Genomic DNA, 15,532 nt, shown 5'->3' with positions numbered 1-15,532 from the left:
TTTAAGGCTTTAGCGCTTTTTCAATGGCGGGCATCAAATCATCCCGGATCGAGGCTTCACTGAATGGCCCTACGTGCTTGTACAGAATGGTACCGTCACGGCCGACAAGAAATGTCTCCGGCACGCCGTAGACGCCCCATTCGATGCCGGCACGACCGCTTGCATCGATGCCCACCAGATCAAACGGGTTGCCAAGTTCGCCAAGGAATTTCAGCGCATTTTCATCCTTGTCCTTGTAGTTGAGACCGGCAAGGCGGAAACGCTTGTCTTTTGCCAGTTGCATCAATAGCGGATGCTCGGCACGGCACGGCACGCACCAGGAGCCGAAGATGTTCAGGAGAGTGAGCTGTCCTTTAAAAGAAGCAGGCTCGATTCCAGGAACCGCCTGTCCATCCTTGGTCAATCCGGACAGTGCCGGAAGTATCAGGTTTGGCGCTGGCTTGCCGATCAGAGCCGAGGGAATGACGCTTTCGTCCCGACCAAGCGCGAGCTGAAAGGCGAAGATGCCGGCCAGAACTACAAACAGCAGCAGGGGCAGGAAGGCAGACAGCGAGATACGTCGGCGCGGCGCCTGTTCAATCGTGTCTCGTTCACTCATGATGCGTTTTCCGTTCGCGCTTCAGAGCGGCGACGAACACCGCGCGTTTCCAGTTCCTGCAAAGCACGGCGCTGGGTTCGCTGATCAATCAGTATCCAGGCGACAAGGGCCACAAGGACAATGATGGATGCACCATAGGACGCAAGAACAAAACCGGTATGGGTCATCATTGTGTCCCCCTCCGCTCTGCACTACGGGCTGCGATACGGCGCATGGCCACCACGCGCCGGCGCCAGATTTCATTGCGCATAGCCATCATATGAAGTGTGAAGAAAAGCAGCGTGAAGCCGATCGCCATGACCAGTAGCGGCCAGAGCAGTGACGGATGAATGGTCGGCCCGCCCATGCGAATGACTGAGGCCGGCTGATGCAATGTATTCCACCAGTCGACAGAGAACTTGATAATAGGAATGTTGATAAATCCGACCAGCGTCAGAATTGCCGTCGCTTTGGTGGATTTTGCCGGATCGTCCATCGCACGCGTCAGTGCAATGATACCGAGATACATCAGGAACAGCACGAAAACCGAAGTCAGCCGTGCATCCCAAACCCACCACGTGCCCCACATGGGCTTGCCCCATAAAGAGCCTGTGATCAGAGCCAGGGCGGTAAAGGCGGCACCAATTGGGGCCGCCGCCTTGGCCGAGACGTCCGCGAGCGGATGCCGCCAGACCAGCGTTCCGATCGCAGAGATGCTCATGATCGTGTAGCACATCATCGACAGCCATGCGAAAGGCACATGGATGAACATGATCTTGACGGTCGATCCCTGCTGATAATCATCTGGCGCCTGAAATGACATCCACAATCCGGCCGCCAGAACCAGTAACGTGATACCGGCAAGCCACGGCAGGACGATACCCGCAAAATTAATGAACCGGGTTGGATTGGCCAGGTCGATCCAGCGGCCAGCTTTTGAAACTGCTTCACTCATAGTGATTTCTTAGCTTCCCGGGCGCTTTTTCGCAATTCACCATCGCATGATCCTCCCTAGCCCGAAAAGATCGTGCGCCGCGCTATCTATGTCAATCGGCCGACGATTTCAGTGCTGCCGCTGCTGCCAGTGGTCCAATGACCGTAAAGAACAGCGTAATTGCAATGAGTATAAGAAAGGGCGCGACAAATGGCGCAGGGTCTTCCACCGCGCCATAGGCCGCCGACACCCCGAAAATCAGCACCGGAATGGTGAGTGGCAGGATAATGACGGACACAAGCAAACCGCCACGCGGCAACGCCACGGCGACCGCCGCACCGACTGCTCCGATCAGCGTAATTGCCGGTGTGCCGACGAGCAGCGTCAGGGTTGTGGCGCCGATGGCGGAAGGTTGCATGTTCATGAAAAGCCCGAGTAGCGGCGAGGCGACAACAAGCGGCAGTACACTGGTTGTCCAGTGTGCAAGACATTTGACGAGAACGGTCAGAGCGAGCATATACCGCTCCGAGGCCATGACGAGCAGATCGAGAGAACCATCATCGCGATCCGCCTGAAAAAGACGATCAAGACCCAGCAGAGTTGCCAGCAGCGCGCCGATCCACAACATCGCGGGTCCGATTCGCCCCAGAAGTTTGAGATCCGGCCCGACACCGAATGGCACAACCGCGATAATCGCCAGAAAAAACAATATACCGACGAGCATGCCGCCACCGGCGCGCAGGCCCAATCTCGTATCACGGAGAAAGAGAGACAACATCAGGATCGGGCCTCCCAGCGTCTCGTACGGACGTGCCCGTTTCCTCCCATCACGAGCTCCTGTGGGTTGTCCAGCCCCAACGGCAGATGGGTCGCAGCAATCACGATACCTCCGCCTTTAAGGTGGTCACGCATCAAACCGGCGAATTGTTCTTCGGATGTCTTGTCGAGACCCGCCGTCGGCTCATCCAGCAGCCAAACCGGACGGTAGCTGATGAGAAGCCGCGCAATGCTCGCACGCCGTTTTTGTCCAGTGGAGAGATACGCAAAGGGCAAATGACCGATATCGCCCAGCTGGACACGCTCCAATGCTTCGGCAACCGTGATATGGGCAATCCCATGGAACAATTGCCAGAAGCGTAAATTCTCTTCTACGGTCAGAACCGGTTTCATGGCATTGAGGTGACCAAGGTAGTGACAGGCAGCATCAACGTTCTCGAAACCGGCTGGTGCACCGTCAAGCCTGATATGGCCTTCCGTCTTTTCCAGAAGTCCTGCAATGATTCGCAGCAGAGTCGATTTACCGGCACCGTTCGGTCCCGTAATCATCAACGCCTCTGTGCCAGAAAGGGCGAAGTTGAGCCCGGAAAATAAAATCTCCCCGCCCCGCCCCCCTGCCAGATTTTCGGCGACTAACCGCATGAAGTTCCCGCTCTTATTGATTCCGGACTGGCGCCCGGAATGACGTATGTGCATTTCGACGCAGCCCGTAATTTTGACGAATGTCGGTCTGGCACAGATCGATGAAAATCTCTATATACCAATCAACCATGCCAGCGGTCGGTGTGGAAACCATTTTTGGCCGATCTCCAATACGGGCGCCTTCTAGGACCTGTAGCGGGACGGACAGCGGAAATGACTGCACCCGCACCTTAGCGCGTCCTTGAAACGCGGCAAAGGCGTTCGTCCCGGGTGTAGGCCTGTAGCATAAGGACGACGCAACATGTCTCAAATTGACAGTTTCAAATGCCGTAAAACCCTATCCGTAGGGGACAAGGAATATGTCTATTACAGCTTGACCGAAGCTGAGAAAAACGGCCTCGAAGGCATTTCCAAACTTCCTTTCTCCATGAAAGTCCTTCTCGAAAACCTGCTTCGCTTTGAAGACAACCGCTCGGTTTTCAAGAAAGACATTGAAAACGTAGCTAAATGGCTTGTCGATCGCGGCAGCGCCGGCGCGGAAATCGCCTATCGTCCGGCCCGCGTTCTCATGCAGGACTTTACCGGCGTTCCGGCAGTCGTGGATCTTGCTGCCATGCGTGACGCCATGGTCAATCTTGGCGGCGACCCGGAAAAGATCAATCCGCTCGTCCCGGTTGATTTGGTCATCGATCACTCCGTGATCGTCGATGAATTCGGCAATCCGCAAGCTTTCAAACGCAACGTGGATTTGGAATATGAGCGCAATGGCGAGCGTTACCGCTTCCTGAAGTGGGGCCAACAGGCATTCAAGAACTTCCGCGTTGTTCCGCCCGGCACCGGTATTTGCCATCAGGTCAATCTGGAATATCTGGCCCAGGCTGTGTGGACCAACGAAGAAGACGGCGTTACCGTTGCCTATCCTGATACCTGTGTTGGCACTGATTCGCACACGACTATGGTCAATGGCCTTGGTGTTTTGGGTTGGGGTGTTGGCGGCATTGAGGCGGAAGCTTCCATGCTTGGCCAGCCGGTCTCCATGCTTTTGCCTGAAGTCATTGGCTTCCGCCTGACCGGTAAGGTCAAGGAAGGCGTAACGGCTACCGACCTTGTGCTCACTGTCGTTCAGATGCTGCGCAAGAAGGGTGTCGTCGGCAAGTTCGTTGAGTTCTTCGGACCCGGCCTCGAAAGCATGACCCTGGCTGATCGTGCCACCATCGGCAATATGGGTCCGGAATACGGCGCAACCTGCGGCTTCTTCCCCATCGACCGTGAAACCATCAACTACATGCATATGTCGGGCCGCGACGAAGACCGTCTGGCACTGGTCGAAGCCTATTCCAAAGCTCAAGGCATGTGGCGTGAACCCGGTTCGGCCGATCCGGTTTTCACCGATACGCTGGAACTCGAACTCAGTACTGTAGTCCCGTCGATGGCCGGACCAAAGCGTCCGGAAGGCCGCATCCCGCTGGAAGGCATTGCTACCGGTTTCCACGAATCGCTGCAGAAAGAATACAAGAAGACCTCACATCTTGATGTCCGCTATCCGGTTGAGGGCGAAGACTACGATCTCGGTCATGGCGACGTTGCCATTGCGGCGATCACCTCTTGCACCAACACCTCGAACCCAAGCGTGCTGATTGCTGCCGGTCTTCTTGCCCGCAACGCGGCTGCCAAGGGTTTGAAGTCCAAGCCTTGGGTCAAGACTTCACTGGCTCCCGGCTCGCAGGTTGTTGCTGCCTATCTTGAAAATGCTGGCCTGCAGGTTGAACTCGATAAGCTCGGTTTCAATCTCGTCGGCTTTGGCTGCACCACCTGCATCGGCAACTCGGGTCCGCTTCCTGCGCCGATTTCCAAGACCATCAATGATAAGGGACTGATCGCTGCGGCTGTTCTTTCCGGCAACCGCAACTTTGAAGGCCGCGTCTCGCCGGACGTTCAGGCGAACTACCTGGCATCACCACCACTGGTTGTTGCCTACGCTTTGGCTGGTTCGGTTACCAAAGATCTGACCACTGAGCCGCTGGGCGAAGACCAGAACGGCAATCCGGTGTTCCTCAAAGACATCTGGCCGTCCTCGCACGAGATCCAGGAATTCATCACCAAGAACGTCACCCGCAAGCTCTTTTCGGAAAAGTATGCGGATGTATTCAAGGGCGATCAGAACTGGCAGGACGTTAAGGTACCGGCTGGACAGACCTACGCATGGGACGACAATTCGACCTATGTGCAGAACCCGCCGTACTTTGTCGGCATGGGCAAGACACCCGGCACGGTCAACGATATTAAGGGCGCCCGCATCCTTGGTCTCTTCGGCGACAAGATTACCACCGACCACATTTCGCCGGCCGGTTCGATCAAGGCGGCCTCGCCAGCTGGCAAATACCTCACCGATCACGGTGTGGCACCGCTGGACTTCAACCAGTACGGCACGCGCCGCGGCAATCATGAAGTGATGATGCGCGGGACCTTCGCCAACATCCGCATCCGCAACCACATGCTCGGCGAAAACGGCCGTGAAGGCGGTTACACGATTCATTACCCCTCGAAAGAGGAAATGCCGATCTACGATGCGGCCATGCAGTACCGTTCCGAGAGTGTCCCGCTGGTCATCTTTGCCGGTATTGAATACGGCAATGGTTCGTCACGCGACTGGGCAGCCAAAGGCACCAACCTTCTCGGTGTTCGCGCGGTGATTTCCCAGTCCTTCGAGCGCATCCATCGCTCGAATCTGGTCGGTATGGGCATCGTGCCGTTCGTTCTGGAAGACGGCACAAGCTGGCAGTCGCTTGGTCTTAAGGGTGATGAGACGGTTTCGATCGAAGGTCTTGCCACGATCCAGCCGCGCCAGAAGACCCATGCCACGGTGACTTTCGCCGATGGCAGCGTCAAGCAGGTTCCGTTGATCTGCCGCATCGATACAATCGACGAACTTGAGTATCTGAAGAACGGCGGCATTCTGCAGTACGTTCTTCGCGATCTCGCTGCATAAATCAGCGAAACCTTGAGAAAACTGAAGGCCGCCGGGCAACCGGCGGTCTTTTTTGTGCGGTTTTGCCGATGTTTATACAGTTTTACCTGTAAACGTGATCGAATTCACCTCAAAGTGACTTCCTCTTGATATAACGCATCCCTATCAATTGTCTGGCAATTACTCTCATACAAGATCGAAGAAGAATTCGGGAAGAAAGCTCGCACCCTTGACCCTGCCCACTCTGTTCAAAGCCGTTCTGATCGCCGGTCCGCTTGTAGCGGCTGCAGCGTTCGCTTGCCCGGTTTATGCTCAGAATGTCGGCCAGAAACCGGATGGTGTTGTCGAGCTCTACACCTCGCAGGGCTGCGGCTCGTGCCCTCCTGCCGACGCCGTGCTCAAGCAGCTGGTTGCGGAAGGCAAGATCGTAGCTCTCGCCTTTCATGTTGATTACTGGGATTATCGTGGCTGGATTGACAATCTTGCGTTACCCGAAAATACCGCCCGCCAGAACGCTTATCGCAAGGCTCTCGGCCTGACCGGAGTTTACACGCCACAGGCGATACTCAATGGCCGCGAACATGTGAATGGTCAGGACGGCACGAAGATCCGTCGCCGAATCGACGAGATGCGCAATGGCGATTCTGGTCTGACAGTACCCGTCTCCATCGAAAAAACGGCGCCAGATCGGCTGATCATCAATATCGGCGAGGGTCCAGGAGCAAAAAATCCGGTGCGCGTTCTGCTTGCATATTTCAATAAGGAAACGATTGTATCCATACCGGACGGCGAGAACGGCGGACGCAACGTCAGTTACGCCAACAGCGTACGCGCCATGGAGACGGTCGGTATGTGGGATGGCAAGTCACAGAAGATCGAAATTCCGCTCACCGAGATCGCCAGCAAGAAAGCTTCAGGCTGCGCCGTTCTTTTGCAGGAAATGCTGGGTGAAGGCAAACCGGGCCCGATCATCGGCGCCTCAATCATGACAAAGCCTTGATTCGAAAGAGTATTCCGTAAAAAAGAAAAAAGGCTGGTAGAACCAGCCTGAAGTCTTGGGGCTTGTTGTCATTGGGAGACTGAATGGTTCGGCCAGAACAACCCGTTTGGGCGGGGGGCTTGGGGTATCGGACTGCTCAAGACCGAACCGTCTCAGACAACGGGCAGAAGGTGGGTCTGGAATCCGGCGGCAATGCGTAGGCAAAGTGGCGAAAATGTGATCCCCTATCACCAATCGAAACACCGCGTATTGCTTCGTGAAAACGGTGCTTGGATAACGATTTTATGTTCATTTGCAGGGAGCTTCTCACATACAGTCTTGTAAATAACAGCGGAACAGGTCACCCTTCTGTCATCCAATTGTCATGCAGCGAATCTTGAAGGCGGATTGATTGATGGACAGCAATGCAGGTGGCGACGAATCGCAACAGCAGGCAAAACTCATTTCACTCTCCAGCGCACGTGATCTCCCGGTTACTTTCAACCGGCGGGAACTTGATCAAATCCTCAGAATATATGGCTTCATGGTCTCGTCAGGCGAATGGCGTGATTATGCTATTGACCATTTAAACGATCGCGCTGTTTTCTCGGTGTTTCGCCGCACCAGCGAAGTGCCCATGTATCGCATCGAGAAAAATCCGCGACTGGCCCGCAAGCAGGGTGCCTACAGTGTCATTGCCGCCAGTGGCCTGATCCTCAAGCGGGGTACGGAACTTGACCGGGTTCTCAAGGTTTTCGATAAATCCTTGCGTATCGTGAAGAGCTGAGGAACCGTCACAACCGAGAGTACCGGTCAGCTTCTCAGAGGAGCTGGTCCTGGTAGGGTAGCCGTTCCGCCGTTCATCTCCAGCTGCATAAGAACCGTGTCGAGCCAGCAGCCGTGCTTGAAGCCAGATCCTTTGATCGTACCGGAAGGTTTGAAACCGCAACTCGTGTGCAGACGCACCGATGCCGAGCCATCATGACCATCTCCGATGACTGCAATGAACTGGCGAAAGCCAAGTGCAGTGCAATCAGTGATCAATCGCCGCAGCAGCGCCTTGCCGACGCCTTTTCCCTTGGCCTCCGGCGAAATGTAGATCGAATCCTCGACGCTCCACCAATAGGCCGGACGCGTGCGGAAATAGCTGGCATAGGCATAGCCACAAACCACGCCATTGATCTCCGCCACTGTATAAGGGAAGCCATCACTGGTGATCGCATGAAACCGGCGCGTCATCTCGGCCAAGTCAGGCGGTTCGATTTCATAGGTGGCGGTGCCATGCAGAACGGCATCGCGATAGATTGCGGTAATGGCCGGCAGGTCGGCGGGCTGGGCCGGGCGAATATGGATACTGGTCATGGGGGTGCGATCGATCTGCAAACATGGGATTGTACGTCTGAATACAACGCCGGCAAGAAAAAGGGCAGCGTTTCCGCTGCCCTTTTTTATTGATTCACGTCATCCAGGATCAGTTGCGGTTGCCCAGGAACTGCAACAGGAACATGAACATGTTGATGAAGTCGAGATAGAGACGCAGCGCACCCATGATTGCCTTGCGGCCGTAGGTGTCTGAGTTGTCGCCTTCGTAGTACATTTCTTTGATGCTCTGCGTGTCATAGGCAGTCAGGCCAGCGAAGACCAGAACGCCGATAGCAGAGATTGCAAACTGCAAAGCACTCGACTGCAGGAAGATGTTGACCAAACCTGCCAGTAGAATGCCGATCAAGCCCATGAACAGGAATGAACCCATTCCGGAGAGATCACGCTTCGTTGTGTAACCATAGAGCGACAGCGCACCAAATGATGCAGCCGTGATGAAGAACGTCTGAACGATGCTTCCGGATGTGTAGACAAGGAAGATCGATGACAGTGAAACGCCAACAAGCGCCGCATAAACCCAGAATGTTGTCTGGGCAGCCGAAACACTCATTTTCTCAATGCGGAAGCTCAAAAAGAACACGGCGGCGAGCGGTGCCAGCATAACAACCCAACGCAGTGGCGAGCCGTAAAGCGCCACGCCAAGACTTGTCAGCATCTTGCCATTCGGCAACTGAGCGGCGGCAAGCGATGCGTCATTGGTGGTTGCGAGATAAACGATTGCAAGCGCGGCAAGACCGGTCACTGCGAGACCGATCCCCATCAGATTGTAGACCTTCAGCATGTAGCTGCGTAGACCTTGATCGATCCCCGCGTCCACACGCACTCCGGCCGATGTACGGGCCTGGATGTTGCGATAGTCAGCCATGGTTTTCCTCATTGCTTCGTCCCGTCGGGTGTCGGGGGTGATTCCCAGGCGCCGCTGGCGGGACCCCAGCATGCCTTGCTGCGAATTATGGGGATTCATGCTGGCGATAACAAGAGCATATCAACTCAAGATTGCGTGTTTCATCCCCAAACAGCAGTAAAATACCCTCATATTACGCTTTTTTAACGATTTCAGAGCGTTCGCAGTATCGGCGCAGCTTTTTGACCAAGAATTCTCCACGTTCCTGCAAGGCCGAACCCGACCGTCAGAACCAGCGCCAGAACCAGCGTTGAAACCGCCACTTCCGGCTGAAACGATGCGGGCAATTTCATAACGCGCACGATCACATACCATGAGGCCATGCCGCCTGCGAAAAGGGCGAATGTCGCCGTTGCCAGACCAAGGATCACATATTCGTAGCTGAAAGCTTTGATAAGCGTCCGCCGCGTCGCGCCGAGGGTTTTCAGCACTACGGCGTCGTGCACGCGAGCGCGATTACCTGCCGCAAGCGCTCCGCCAAGCACCAGAATGGAGGCGATCAACGCCACAGACGCTGCAGCACGGATCGCCACGGCCAATTGGCCCACAAGTTCATTGGCAATAGAGATTGCATCCTTGACCCGCACTGATGTGACCGCCGGGAAGGCACGCGTCACATCCCGCATCACAGTGGCTTCCTGCTGCGTCGTCGCAGACGGGTCGGTTAAAGTGGCAAGCCAGGCATGCGGTGCTCCGGCAAACGCATTGGGTGAGAAAACCATGACAAAATTGATGGCCAGCGATTCCCATTCGACTTGGCGAAAATTGGCGATCCGAGCCGTAATATTGCGGCCCAGTGCGTTGACTGTAACGGTATCACCAAGCTTGAGGCCAAGATTACGGGCTTCCTCGGCTGAGAATGATACCAGCGGCTCGCCCGTATAATCCGCAGGCCACCAGTTGCCCGCCGTGAGGACAGAGTTTTCCGGTATGTTCCTAGCATAGGTAATACCGCGATCACCACGCAACACCCAGGCGCCTTCCGGCGGGATGGTCAGTTTGCCAATATCCGTACCGTTGAACGCAACGATACGTCCACGCAGCATCGGCGCGCTGACAATTTTGCCCTGGGGCGCAGCCTGTTGCAGGAGGGTGGTGAACTGATCAACTTGCGTGCTCTGAATATCGACAAAGAAGAAATTCGGCGCCCGCTCCGGCAAATTACCGGCAAGCTGCTGACGCAAGCTTCCATCTATCAGTGCCAGCGTCACCAGCAGTGTCAATCCCAGCCCAAGAGACAGGACAACCGAGGGTGTCAAGGCACCGGGCCGGTGGATATTGCCGATGGCAAGGCGCAGCGCTGTTGAGCGAACTCTAGGTGCCCGGCGCGCCAGCCACTGCACGAGAGCAGAAACGGCGCGCAGTACGAGAAATGAGAAAGCGACGGCGCCAATGAATGTAACGGCAATGCGCCTGTCATATGCGAAGAACACCGCCAACACGCAGAGGATCGCAACAAGTCCGACCGCAACCGCGATATAAACCGGCTTCGGCCAGCCCCGTTGATCAAATCCCTGTTCACGGAACAAAGCCGTCGCCGGAATGTCCCGCGCTCGGCCGAGAGGCAGAATGGCAAAAGCCAGCGTGGTCAAAAGGCCGAACAATGCGGCCCATGCCAATGCGCCGGGATAGAAACCGCCCTTGGCCGCGATGGGAAGCACGCTCTGCAGCGCATAGCCCGCGATGTAAGGAATGATGGCCGCCAGAACCAACCCTGCGGCAATGCCGATAAGGGCAATCAGCACGATCTGAATGAGATAGACCGCGATGACAAACCAGCCCGGAGCACCTAATGACTTGAAAGTCGCGATAACACCGCGCTTGCTGTCGAGGTAAGCACGCACCGCGTTGGCAACACCGACGCCACCCACGATGAGCGACGTCAATCCAACCAGGGTCAGAAACTGTGAGAACCGCTCAACATTCGCACTGAGCGATGGTGCTGCATTGTTACGGCTGCGGATAGTCCAGCCTGCCTGCGGGAATTTTGTTTGAGCTTCGTTGCGAATGGCGGTGATATCAGCCTCACTGGCACCAGCCGGAAGCGCCACCTTATAGCTGTGCTCGACAAGACTGCCCGGCTGAACCAGCCCTGCCGCTCGCAATCCTTCAAGTGACACCAGAAAACGCGGCGCAAACCCAAAACCGTCGGACAAAACATCCGGCTCGTTGTTGATCACGGCCCGCAATTCGAACGTGGCTGATCCAAGCAGCACCCTGTCACCGAGCTTGAGATTGAGCCGGTCGAGAAAAATTTGTGCAACAGCTGCACCAAATACACCGTCTTTTTCGCCTAGGAGTGCGCCCCTCTCCAGCATTGGCGCCGTATCGAGGGACCCGTAGAGTGGATAGGCGTTGTCTACCGCCTTCACCTCCACCAGAGATTGATCTGAACCGTCCGCCAGACGTGCCATGGAGCGCATGTTGGCACTGGTGGCAACGCGGCCCTTGCTTTCGACAAAGGCACGTTCATCCGGATTGACTTCACGCTGATTGAGTTGAAAGCGGATATCGCCGCCCAGAATGCTTTGTCCCTGCGTGGAAATGCCCGATGTGACCGAATTGGCGACAGAGTTAACCCCACCAATTGCCGCCACGCCAAGCGCGATGCAGGCAAGGAAAATGTAGAAGCCCGATAATCCGTTTCGCATCTCGCGAATGGCGAAACGCAACGCCAATCTCAAGGATGGCGATCTGGCAGAGCTGGCCGCACTCATGCGGTTTTCTTCAGTTGCGGGGCATCTTCATCCGCCTCGATCAGTCCGGAACGAACGCGAATTTCGCGATCGCAGCGGGCCGACAGCGCCGGGTCATGGGTAACAAGAACCAGAGTAAGACCCAGGTCTTTCTGTTTCTGGAACAAGAGATCGGCGATCTGCCGGCCGGTCGTCGTATCAAGATTTCCCGTCGGCTCGTCTGCGATCAGGATTTTCGGCGACGGTGCAAGCGCACGGGCAATGGCAACACGCTGCTGTTCACCTCCCGATAATTCGCCAGGATAATGGGTTACCCGGTCTGCCAGACCAACGGCCGCCAACTCGCGCTCGGCAATTCCGAACGCGTCAGGATGTCCCGCCAATTCCAGCGGAACGGCAACGTTTTCGAGCGCCGTCATGTTGGGAATGAGATGAAAGGACTGGAAAACAATCCCGATATTCTTGCCGCGAAATGCTGCTGTCGCATCTTCGCTCATCGTCTCCAGCTTTTGCCCCGCAATCTCGACCGAGCCGGAATCGATCCGTTCAAGCCCGGCAAGCACCATCAGCAAGGTCGACTTACCAGAGCCTGACGGGCCAACAATTCCAACCGATTGGCCGGCATTGATGGCAAGAGAAATGCCTTTGAGCACGTGCACGGAGGAGGCACCTGAGCCAAGTGTCAACTCAATGTGATCGAGCGTGATGACGGATTTAGTCACGAAAGCGGATCCTTTACGATATGGTCGACACTGACTTTAGTCGTGTCCGGTCAGATATGGGTACCCGAAGATGATATTCAAACCATTGATAAAGATCATTGTGTCGCTCGGCCTTGTTGCCCTGCCATCCCTGGCTTTGGCCAATCAAAATGCCGTGTCCGCTCATGCGCTGTCAGTTGTCGGATTTGGCGATAGTCTGATGTCAGGCTTCGAACTTCCGGTGCAGGATTCGTTTACCGCACAGCTGGAAAAATCCTTGAAAGACAAGGGTGTCGATATTTCGATCGCCAATGCTGGCGTTGCCGGCGATACCACGACAGGCGGTCTTGCGCGCCTTGACTGGTCCGTACCTGATGGCACTGATCTGGTCATTCTCGAGCTCGGCGCCAATGACGCCTTGCGAGGTATCTCGCCTGAGATCAGTGAGAAGAATCTGGCCGATATGATCGAGAAGCTGCAGAAGCGTAAAATTCAGGTCATTCTTGCCGGAATGCTTGCTCCGCCAAACATGGGCGGCGATTATGAGCAAAAGTTCAATGCAATCTTCCCGGATCTCGCCAAAAAATATGATGTCCCGCTCTATCCATTCTTCATGGACGGCATCGCGACAGAGACATCACTGCTGCAGGCTGACGGCATGCATCCGACAACGGAAGGCGTCGCTGTCATGGTGAAGGGTTTTCTTCCCATCATGCAGAAGACGATTAAACAACCAACGGTCACATCGGATACATCCGACAGCGCCGATCAGTAAACCGTAGAGCCCGGGGCAAACAATGGTTGCCCCCGGGGCAACACAGGTCGTGGGCCTACCTGATCATCCAGAAGCCCTTAACTTCAAGGGCAAACCATTCATATTGTTGTCATCATCACACCACATCTAGCGTGTCTTATTTGTCGCGGCGCAAAAGAATGTGAAATTGTGCCTTGCTCTTGGACTCATTCAATGATTCCCTGAGGTTACAACTCGATTCGGGGAGGATGCCTTATGCCGCGTCTCTTTACTGCCCTCGAGATCCCGAGGGACGCTGCTCTCTCACTGTCGCTCTTGCGCGGTGGTTTGCCCGGTGCCCGATGGATCGATGTCGAAAACTATCACATCACTCTGCGCTTTATTGGTGATGTTGAAGGCCACGTGGCTGACGAGGTCGCCAACGCGCTTGACCGTGTCAGGCGGCCGGAGTTCACGCTGCAGCTTTCGGGCGTCAACGCATTCGGCTCCAAGAAGCCCCACAGTGTTTTTGCGGCCGTTTCGCCCTCCCCTGATATTCAGGCACTGCATGGAGAGATCGAGCGCATTTGCCAGCGGCTGATGCTCCCGGCGGACCCTCGGAAATTCACCCCGCACGTCACCCTGGCGCGGTTGCGCAATGCCCGCAACGAAGAAGTGGCGCATTATCTCGCCTCACGCGGCAATTTTTCCACCATGCCCTTCACTATCGGGCGCTTCGTCCTGATGTCATCTCGCGATTCCGTGGGCGGCGGCCCTTATATCGTCGAAGAAGCCTGGCCACTGGAATCAGCACGTACCTATCAGAAGCGTTTCGAGAGGCCCCTGGAAGCCTTGAGGACCATCAGGTAAACCCGCTCGAAATCGACCCCGGTGCCGTAATAGGGATCGGGGATCTGGTTGTTCTCACCCAATGCAATCGTGCTTAACAGCCCCGTTTCTGCCGTTGCATTGGCTGGACGCCGCAGCTCGATCGCCGTCACATTGGCGCGATCCATCCCGAGGATCAGATCAAAATTCAGGAAGTCCTCAGGCTTCAGCTGTCGGCAGCGCTGACCTGAAATATCAATTCCGTGTTTCTCTGCTACAGAAACCGAACGGTCATCGGGCGCTTCGCCAGTGTGATAGCCATTGGTTCCGGCGGAATCAATCCGAACACTCTCTGCCTTTCCCTGTTCCGCAAGTACGGACCTGAATACACCTTCCGCCAGCGGCGAGCGGCAGATATTGCCGAGACAAACGAAAAGTACGGAGCGAAGCGGATGGGTTTTCATGGATCGTTACACTATGGTTGGTGAGGAACAGCTCGAACGTTTATGAGGAAACACACCATGGCACGCAATCGCTTAAAAGCCGAAGACCTCCACACGACTCTGCAGGAACTCACGGGCTGGTCGAAGACGGACGGTCGCGAAGCCATGAGCAAGACCTTCAAATTCAAGGATTTCAATGCCGCCTTTGGTTTCATGACCCGCACGGCGCTCGTTGCCGAGAAGATGGACCACCATCCGGAATGGTTCAACGTCTATAACCGGGTCGAGGTTACGCTTGCCACCCATGACGCCGACGGCATAACTGAACTTGATATTGCAATGGCCCGGGCCATGGACCACTTTGCTGCCCTCGAACGATAATCTGGGCACAACTCTTGTACCAGCGACCGACTCTTACCATGTTTTTCTTCGAGCCGGAGTTTATCAATCTGGTTCAACAACCCTGAAGGAAGAGGAATGGACGACGTCAAAATTGGTGAAATTCTGCAGCCCGGCAGTGAATATGAACAGCGCTCCCGCGAGGAAACTGTGCGTGCACGGTTCTGGAAGACTGCGCGCAGAGCTGCCAAATCCGTCCCTTTTCTTGACGAAGTCATTGCAGGCTATTACTGCGCCCTTGACCCTTCAACGCCCTTCCGGGTACGCGGCACCCTGCTTGCTGCACTTGCCTATTTTGTCATGCCGTTCGACGTCATTCCCGACTTCATTTTTGGCCTTGGATTCACCGATGACGTGGCAGTGCTGATGGCTGCGTTGAACGCCATCCGCAACCATATCACCCCCGCACACCGTGAAGCAGCAAAGAAGGCAATCGACGATCTCGACAGAGGTCATTGAGCCTGAATCCGTTGGAATCGGGCTGACTGGCGGCTGTTTTTGCATCACATCCCTGTGATGGGTGGAATTGTCAAAGTGTCGCCGCTTTTGTTGGGCTGGAGTTGCGTCG

Annotated in this window: 17 protein-coding genes; 7 read left to right on the top strand and 10 right to left on the bottom strand. The window is 55.5% G+C overall.

The genetic code is table 11. The annotated features are described in order from the left end of the window. Nucleotide 1: 1 nt before the first annotated feature. From FHW16_RS07925 to ccmA, 5 genes are all read right to left on the bottom strand, one after another. Nucleotides 2-598, bottom strand: a complete 597-nt coding sequence (locus tag FHW16_RS07925) for a DsbE family thiol:disulfide interchange protein (protein WP_182548524.1) — start codon at nt 596-598, stop codon at nt 2-4. Further along, on the bottom strand, nt 595-768 hold the full coding sequence (gene ccmD / locus FHW16_RS07920) for a heme exporter protein CcmD (protein ID WP_182548523.1): 174 nt from the start codon (nt 766-768) through the stop codon (nt 595-597). The genes FHW16_RS07925 and ccmD overlap by 4 nt, the downstream gene beginning before the upstream one ends. Further along, nucleotides 765-1,532, bottom strand: coding sequence for a heme ABC transporter permease (locus FHW16_RS07915; RefSeq protein ID WP_182548522.1), 768 nt, complete (start codon nt 1,530-1,532; stop codon nt 765-767). The genes ccmD and FHW16_RS07915 overlap by 4 nt, the downstream gene beginning before the upstream one ends. Before the next feature lie 91 nt (nt 1,533-1,623). Beyond that, on the bottom strand, nt 1,624-2,289 hold the full coding sequence (gene ccmB, locus FHW16_RS07910) for a heme exporter protein CcmB (RefSeq protein ID WP_182548521.1): 666 nt from the start codon (nt 2,287-2,289) through the stop codon (nt 1,624-1,626). Next, entirely contained in the window at nt 2,289-2,930 is a 642-nt protein-coding gene (gene ccmA / locus FHW16_RS07905) for a heme ABC exporter ATP-binding protein CcmA (RefSeq protein WP_182548520.1), read from the bottom strand. The genes ccmB and ccmA overlap by 1 nt, the downstream gene beginning before the upstream one ends. Before the next feature lie 301 nt (nt 2,931-3,231). Between ccmA and acnA the strand changes: the two genes are divergently transcribed. The 3 genes from acnA to FHW16_RS07890 all read left to right on the top strand — a co-directional run bounded on the left by acnA (nt 3,232) and on the right by FHW16_RS07890 (nt 7,664). Further along, a complete protein-coding gene (gene acnA / locus FHW16_RS07900) occupies nt 3,232-5,919 on the top strand; it encodes an aconitate hydratase AcnA (RefSeq protein ID WP_182548519.1) in 2,688 nt (895 codons plus the stop codon). 208 nt (nt 5,920-6,127) lie between these two features. Continuing rightward, a complete protein-coding gene (locus FHW16_RS07895; protein ID WP_246711633.1) occupies nt 6,128-6,898 on the top strand; it encodes a DUF1223 domain-containing protein in 771 nt (256 codons plus the stop codon). A gap of 394 nt (nt 6,899-7,292) precedes the next feature. Next, a complete protein-coding gene (locus tag FHW16_RS07890) occupies nt 7,293-7,664 on the top strand; it encodes a DUF2794 domain-containing protein (RefSeq protein ID WP_182548518.1) in 372 nt (123 codons plus the stop codon). 26 nt (nt 7,665-7,690) lie between these two features. Here FHW16_RS07890 and FHW16_RS07885 read toward each other — a convergent pair whose 3' ends face one another. From FHW16_RS07885 to FHW16_RS07870, 4 genes are all read right to left on the bottom strand, one after another. Further along, the gene (locus tag FHW16_RS07885; protein WP_182548517.1) at nt 7,691-8,239 is read right to left on the bottom strand and encodes a GNAT family N-acetyltransferase; all 549 of its coding nucleotides are present in this window, start codon (nt 8,237-8,239) and stop codon (nt 7,691-7,693) included. Nucleotides 8,240-8,348: 109 nt separating this feature from the next. Then, nucleotides 8,349-9,125 (bottom strand): Bax inhibitor-1/YccA family protein, encoded by a 777-nt coding sequence (locus tag FHW16_RS07880; RefSeq protein ID WP_182548516.1) that lies wholly within the window; start codon nt 9,123-9,125, stop codon nt 8,349-8,351. Nucleotides 9,126-9,316: 191 nt separating this feature from the next. Then, nucleotides 9,317-11,881: an ABC transporter permease gene (locus FHW16_RS07875; protein WP_182548515.1), complete on the bottom strand. Its 2,565-nt coding sequence runs from the start codon at nt 11,879-11,881 to the stop codon at nt 9,317-9,319. Then, nucleotides 11,878-12,582: an ATP-binding cassette domain-containing protein gene (locus FHW16_RS07870; RefSeq protein WP_182548514.1), complete on the bottom strand. Its 705-nt coding sequence runs from the start codon at nt 12,580-12,582 to the stop codon at nt 11,878-11,880. Before FHW16_RS07870 ends, FHW16_RS07875 begins: the two co-directional genes overlap by 4 nt. Nucleotides 12,583-12,652: 70 nt before the next feature. Here FHW16_RS07870 and FHW16_RS07865 point away from each other — a divergent pair, with 70 nt between their 5' ends. Further along, on the top strand, nt 12,653-13,336 hold the full coding sequence (locus tag FHW16_RS07865) for an arylesterase (protein WP_182548513.1): 684 nt from the start codon (nt 12,653-12,655) through the stop codon (nt 13,334-13,336). Nucleotides 13,337-13,570: 234 nt separating this feature from the next. Continuing rightward, complete coding sequence (thpR, locus tag FHW16_RS07860; protein ID WP_182548512.1) at nt 13,571-14,164, top strand: RNA 2',3'-cyclic phosphodiesterase; 594 nt, start codon at nt 13,571-13,573, stop codon at nt 14,162-14,164. Here thpR and FHW16_RS07855 read toward each other — a convergent pair. Next, the gene (locus tag FHW16_RS07855; RefSeq protein ID WP_182548511.1) at nt 14,116-14,586 is read right to left on the bottom strand and encodes a low molecular weight protein-tyrosine-phosphatase; all 471 of its coding nucleotides are present in this window, start codon (nt 14,584-14,586) and stop codon (nt 14,116-14,118) included. The genes thpR and FHW16_RS07855 overlap by 49 nt on opposite strands. A 42-nt stretch (nt 14,587-14,628) precedes the next feature. On the opposite strand from FHW16_RS07855, the gene FHW16_RS07850 reads away from it, so the two are divergent. Further along, entirely contained in the window at nt 14,629-14,946 is a 318-nt protein-coding gene (locus FHW16_RS07850) for a 4a-hydroxytetrahydrobiopterin dehydratase (protein WP_281410094.1), read from the top strand. A 96-nt stretch (nt 14,947-15,042) separates the two neighbouring features. Next, nucleotides 15,043-15,423 carry a YkvA family protein gene (locus tag FHW16_RS07845; RefSeq protein WP_182548509.1) on the top strand — a complete coding sequence of 127 codons (381 nt, stop codon included), beginning with the start codon at nt 15,043-15,045 and terminating at the stop codon, nt 15,421-15,423. Nucleotides 15,424-15,532: the final 109 nt, after the last annotated feature.

The sequence above is a fragment of the Phyllobacterium myrsinacearum genome (assembly GCF_014138285.1).
In the GTDB taxonomy this organism is placed as follows: domain Bacteria; phylum Pseudomonadota; class Alphaproteobacteria; order Rhizobiales; family Rhizobiaceae; genus Phyllobacterium; species Phyllobacterium myrsinacearum_A.
This window is presented reverse-complemented; position numbering and strand designations above follow the sequence as displayed.

Bases quoted from the DNA above. Each gene is read 5' to 3' on its own strand.
- FHW16_RS07925 (WP_182548524.1), bottom strand. From the start codon at position 598: ATGAGTGAACGAGACACGATTGAACAGGCGCCGCGCCGACGTATCTCG.
- ccmD (WP_182548523.1), bottom strand. From the start codon at position 768: ATGATGACCCATACCGGTTTTGTTCTTGCGTCCTATGGTGCATCCATC.
- FHW16_RS07915 (WP_182548522.1), bottom strand. From the start codon at position 1,532: ATGAGTGAAGCAGTTTCAAAAGCTGGCCGCTGGATCGACCTGGCCAAT.
- ccmB (WP_182548521.1), bottom strand. From the start codon at position 2,289: ATGTTGTCTCTCTTTCTCCGTGATACGAGATTGGGCCTGCGCGCCGGT.
- ccmA (WP_182548520.1), bottom strand. From the start codon at position 2,930: ATGCGGTTAGTCGCCGAAAATCTGGCAGGGGGGCGGGGCGGGGAGATT.
- acnA (WP_182548519.1), top strand. From the start codon at position 3,232: ATGTCTCAAATTGACAGTTTCAAATGCCGTAAAACCCTATCCGTAGGG.
- FHW16_RS07890 (WP_182548518.1), top strand. From the start codon at position 7,293: ATGGACAGCAATGCAGGTGGCGACGAATCGCAACAGCAGGCAAAACTC.
- FHW16_RS07885 (WP_182548517.1), bottom strand. From the start codon at position 8,239: ATGACCAGTATCCATATTCGCCCGGCCCAGCCCGCCGACCTGCCGGCC.
- FHW16_RS07880 (WP_182548516.1), bottom strand. From the start codon at position 9,125: ATGGCTGACTATCGCAACATCCAGGCCCGTACATCGGCCGGAGTGCGT.
- FHW16_RS07875 (WP_182548515.1), bottom strand. From the start codon at position 11,881: ATGAGTGCGGCCAGCTCTGCCAGATCGCCATCCTTGAGATTGGCGTTG.
- FHW16_RS07865 (WP_182548513.1), top strand. From the start codon at position 12,653: ATGATATTCAAACCATTGATAAAGATCATTGTGTCGCTCGGCCTTGTT.
- thpR (WP_182548512.1), top strand. From the start codon at position 13,571: ATGCCGCGTCTCTTTACTGCCCTCGAGATCCCGAGGGACGCTGCTCTC.
- FHW16_RS07855 (WP_182548511.1), bottom strand. From the start codon at position 14,586: ATGAAAACCCATCCGCTTCGCTCCGTACTTTTCGTTTGTCTCGGCAAT.
- FHW16_RS07850 (WP_281410094.1), top strand. From the start codon at position 14,629: ATGAGGAAACACACCATGGCACGCAATCGCTTAAAAGCCGAAGACCTC.
- FHW16_RS07845 (WP_182548509.1), top strand. From the start codon at position 15,043: ATGGACGACGTCAAAATTGGTGAAATTCTGCAGCCCGGCAGTGAATAT.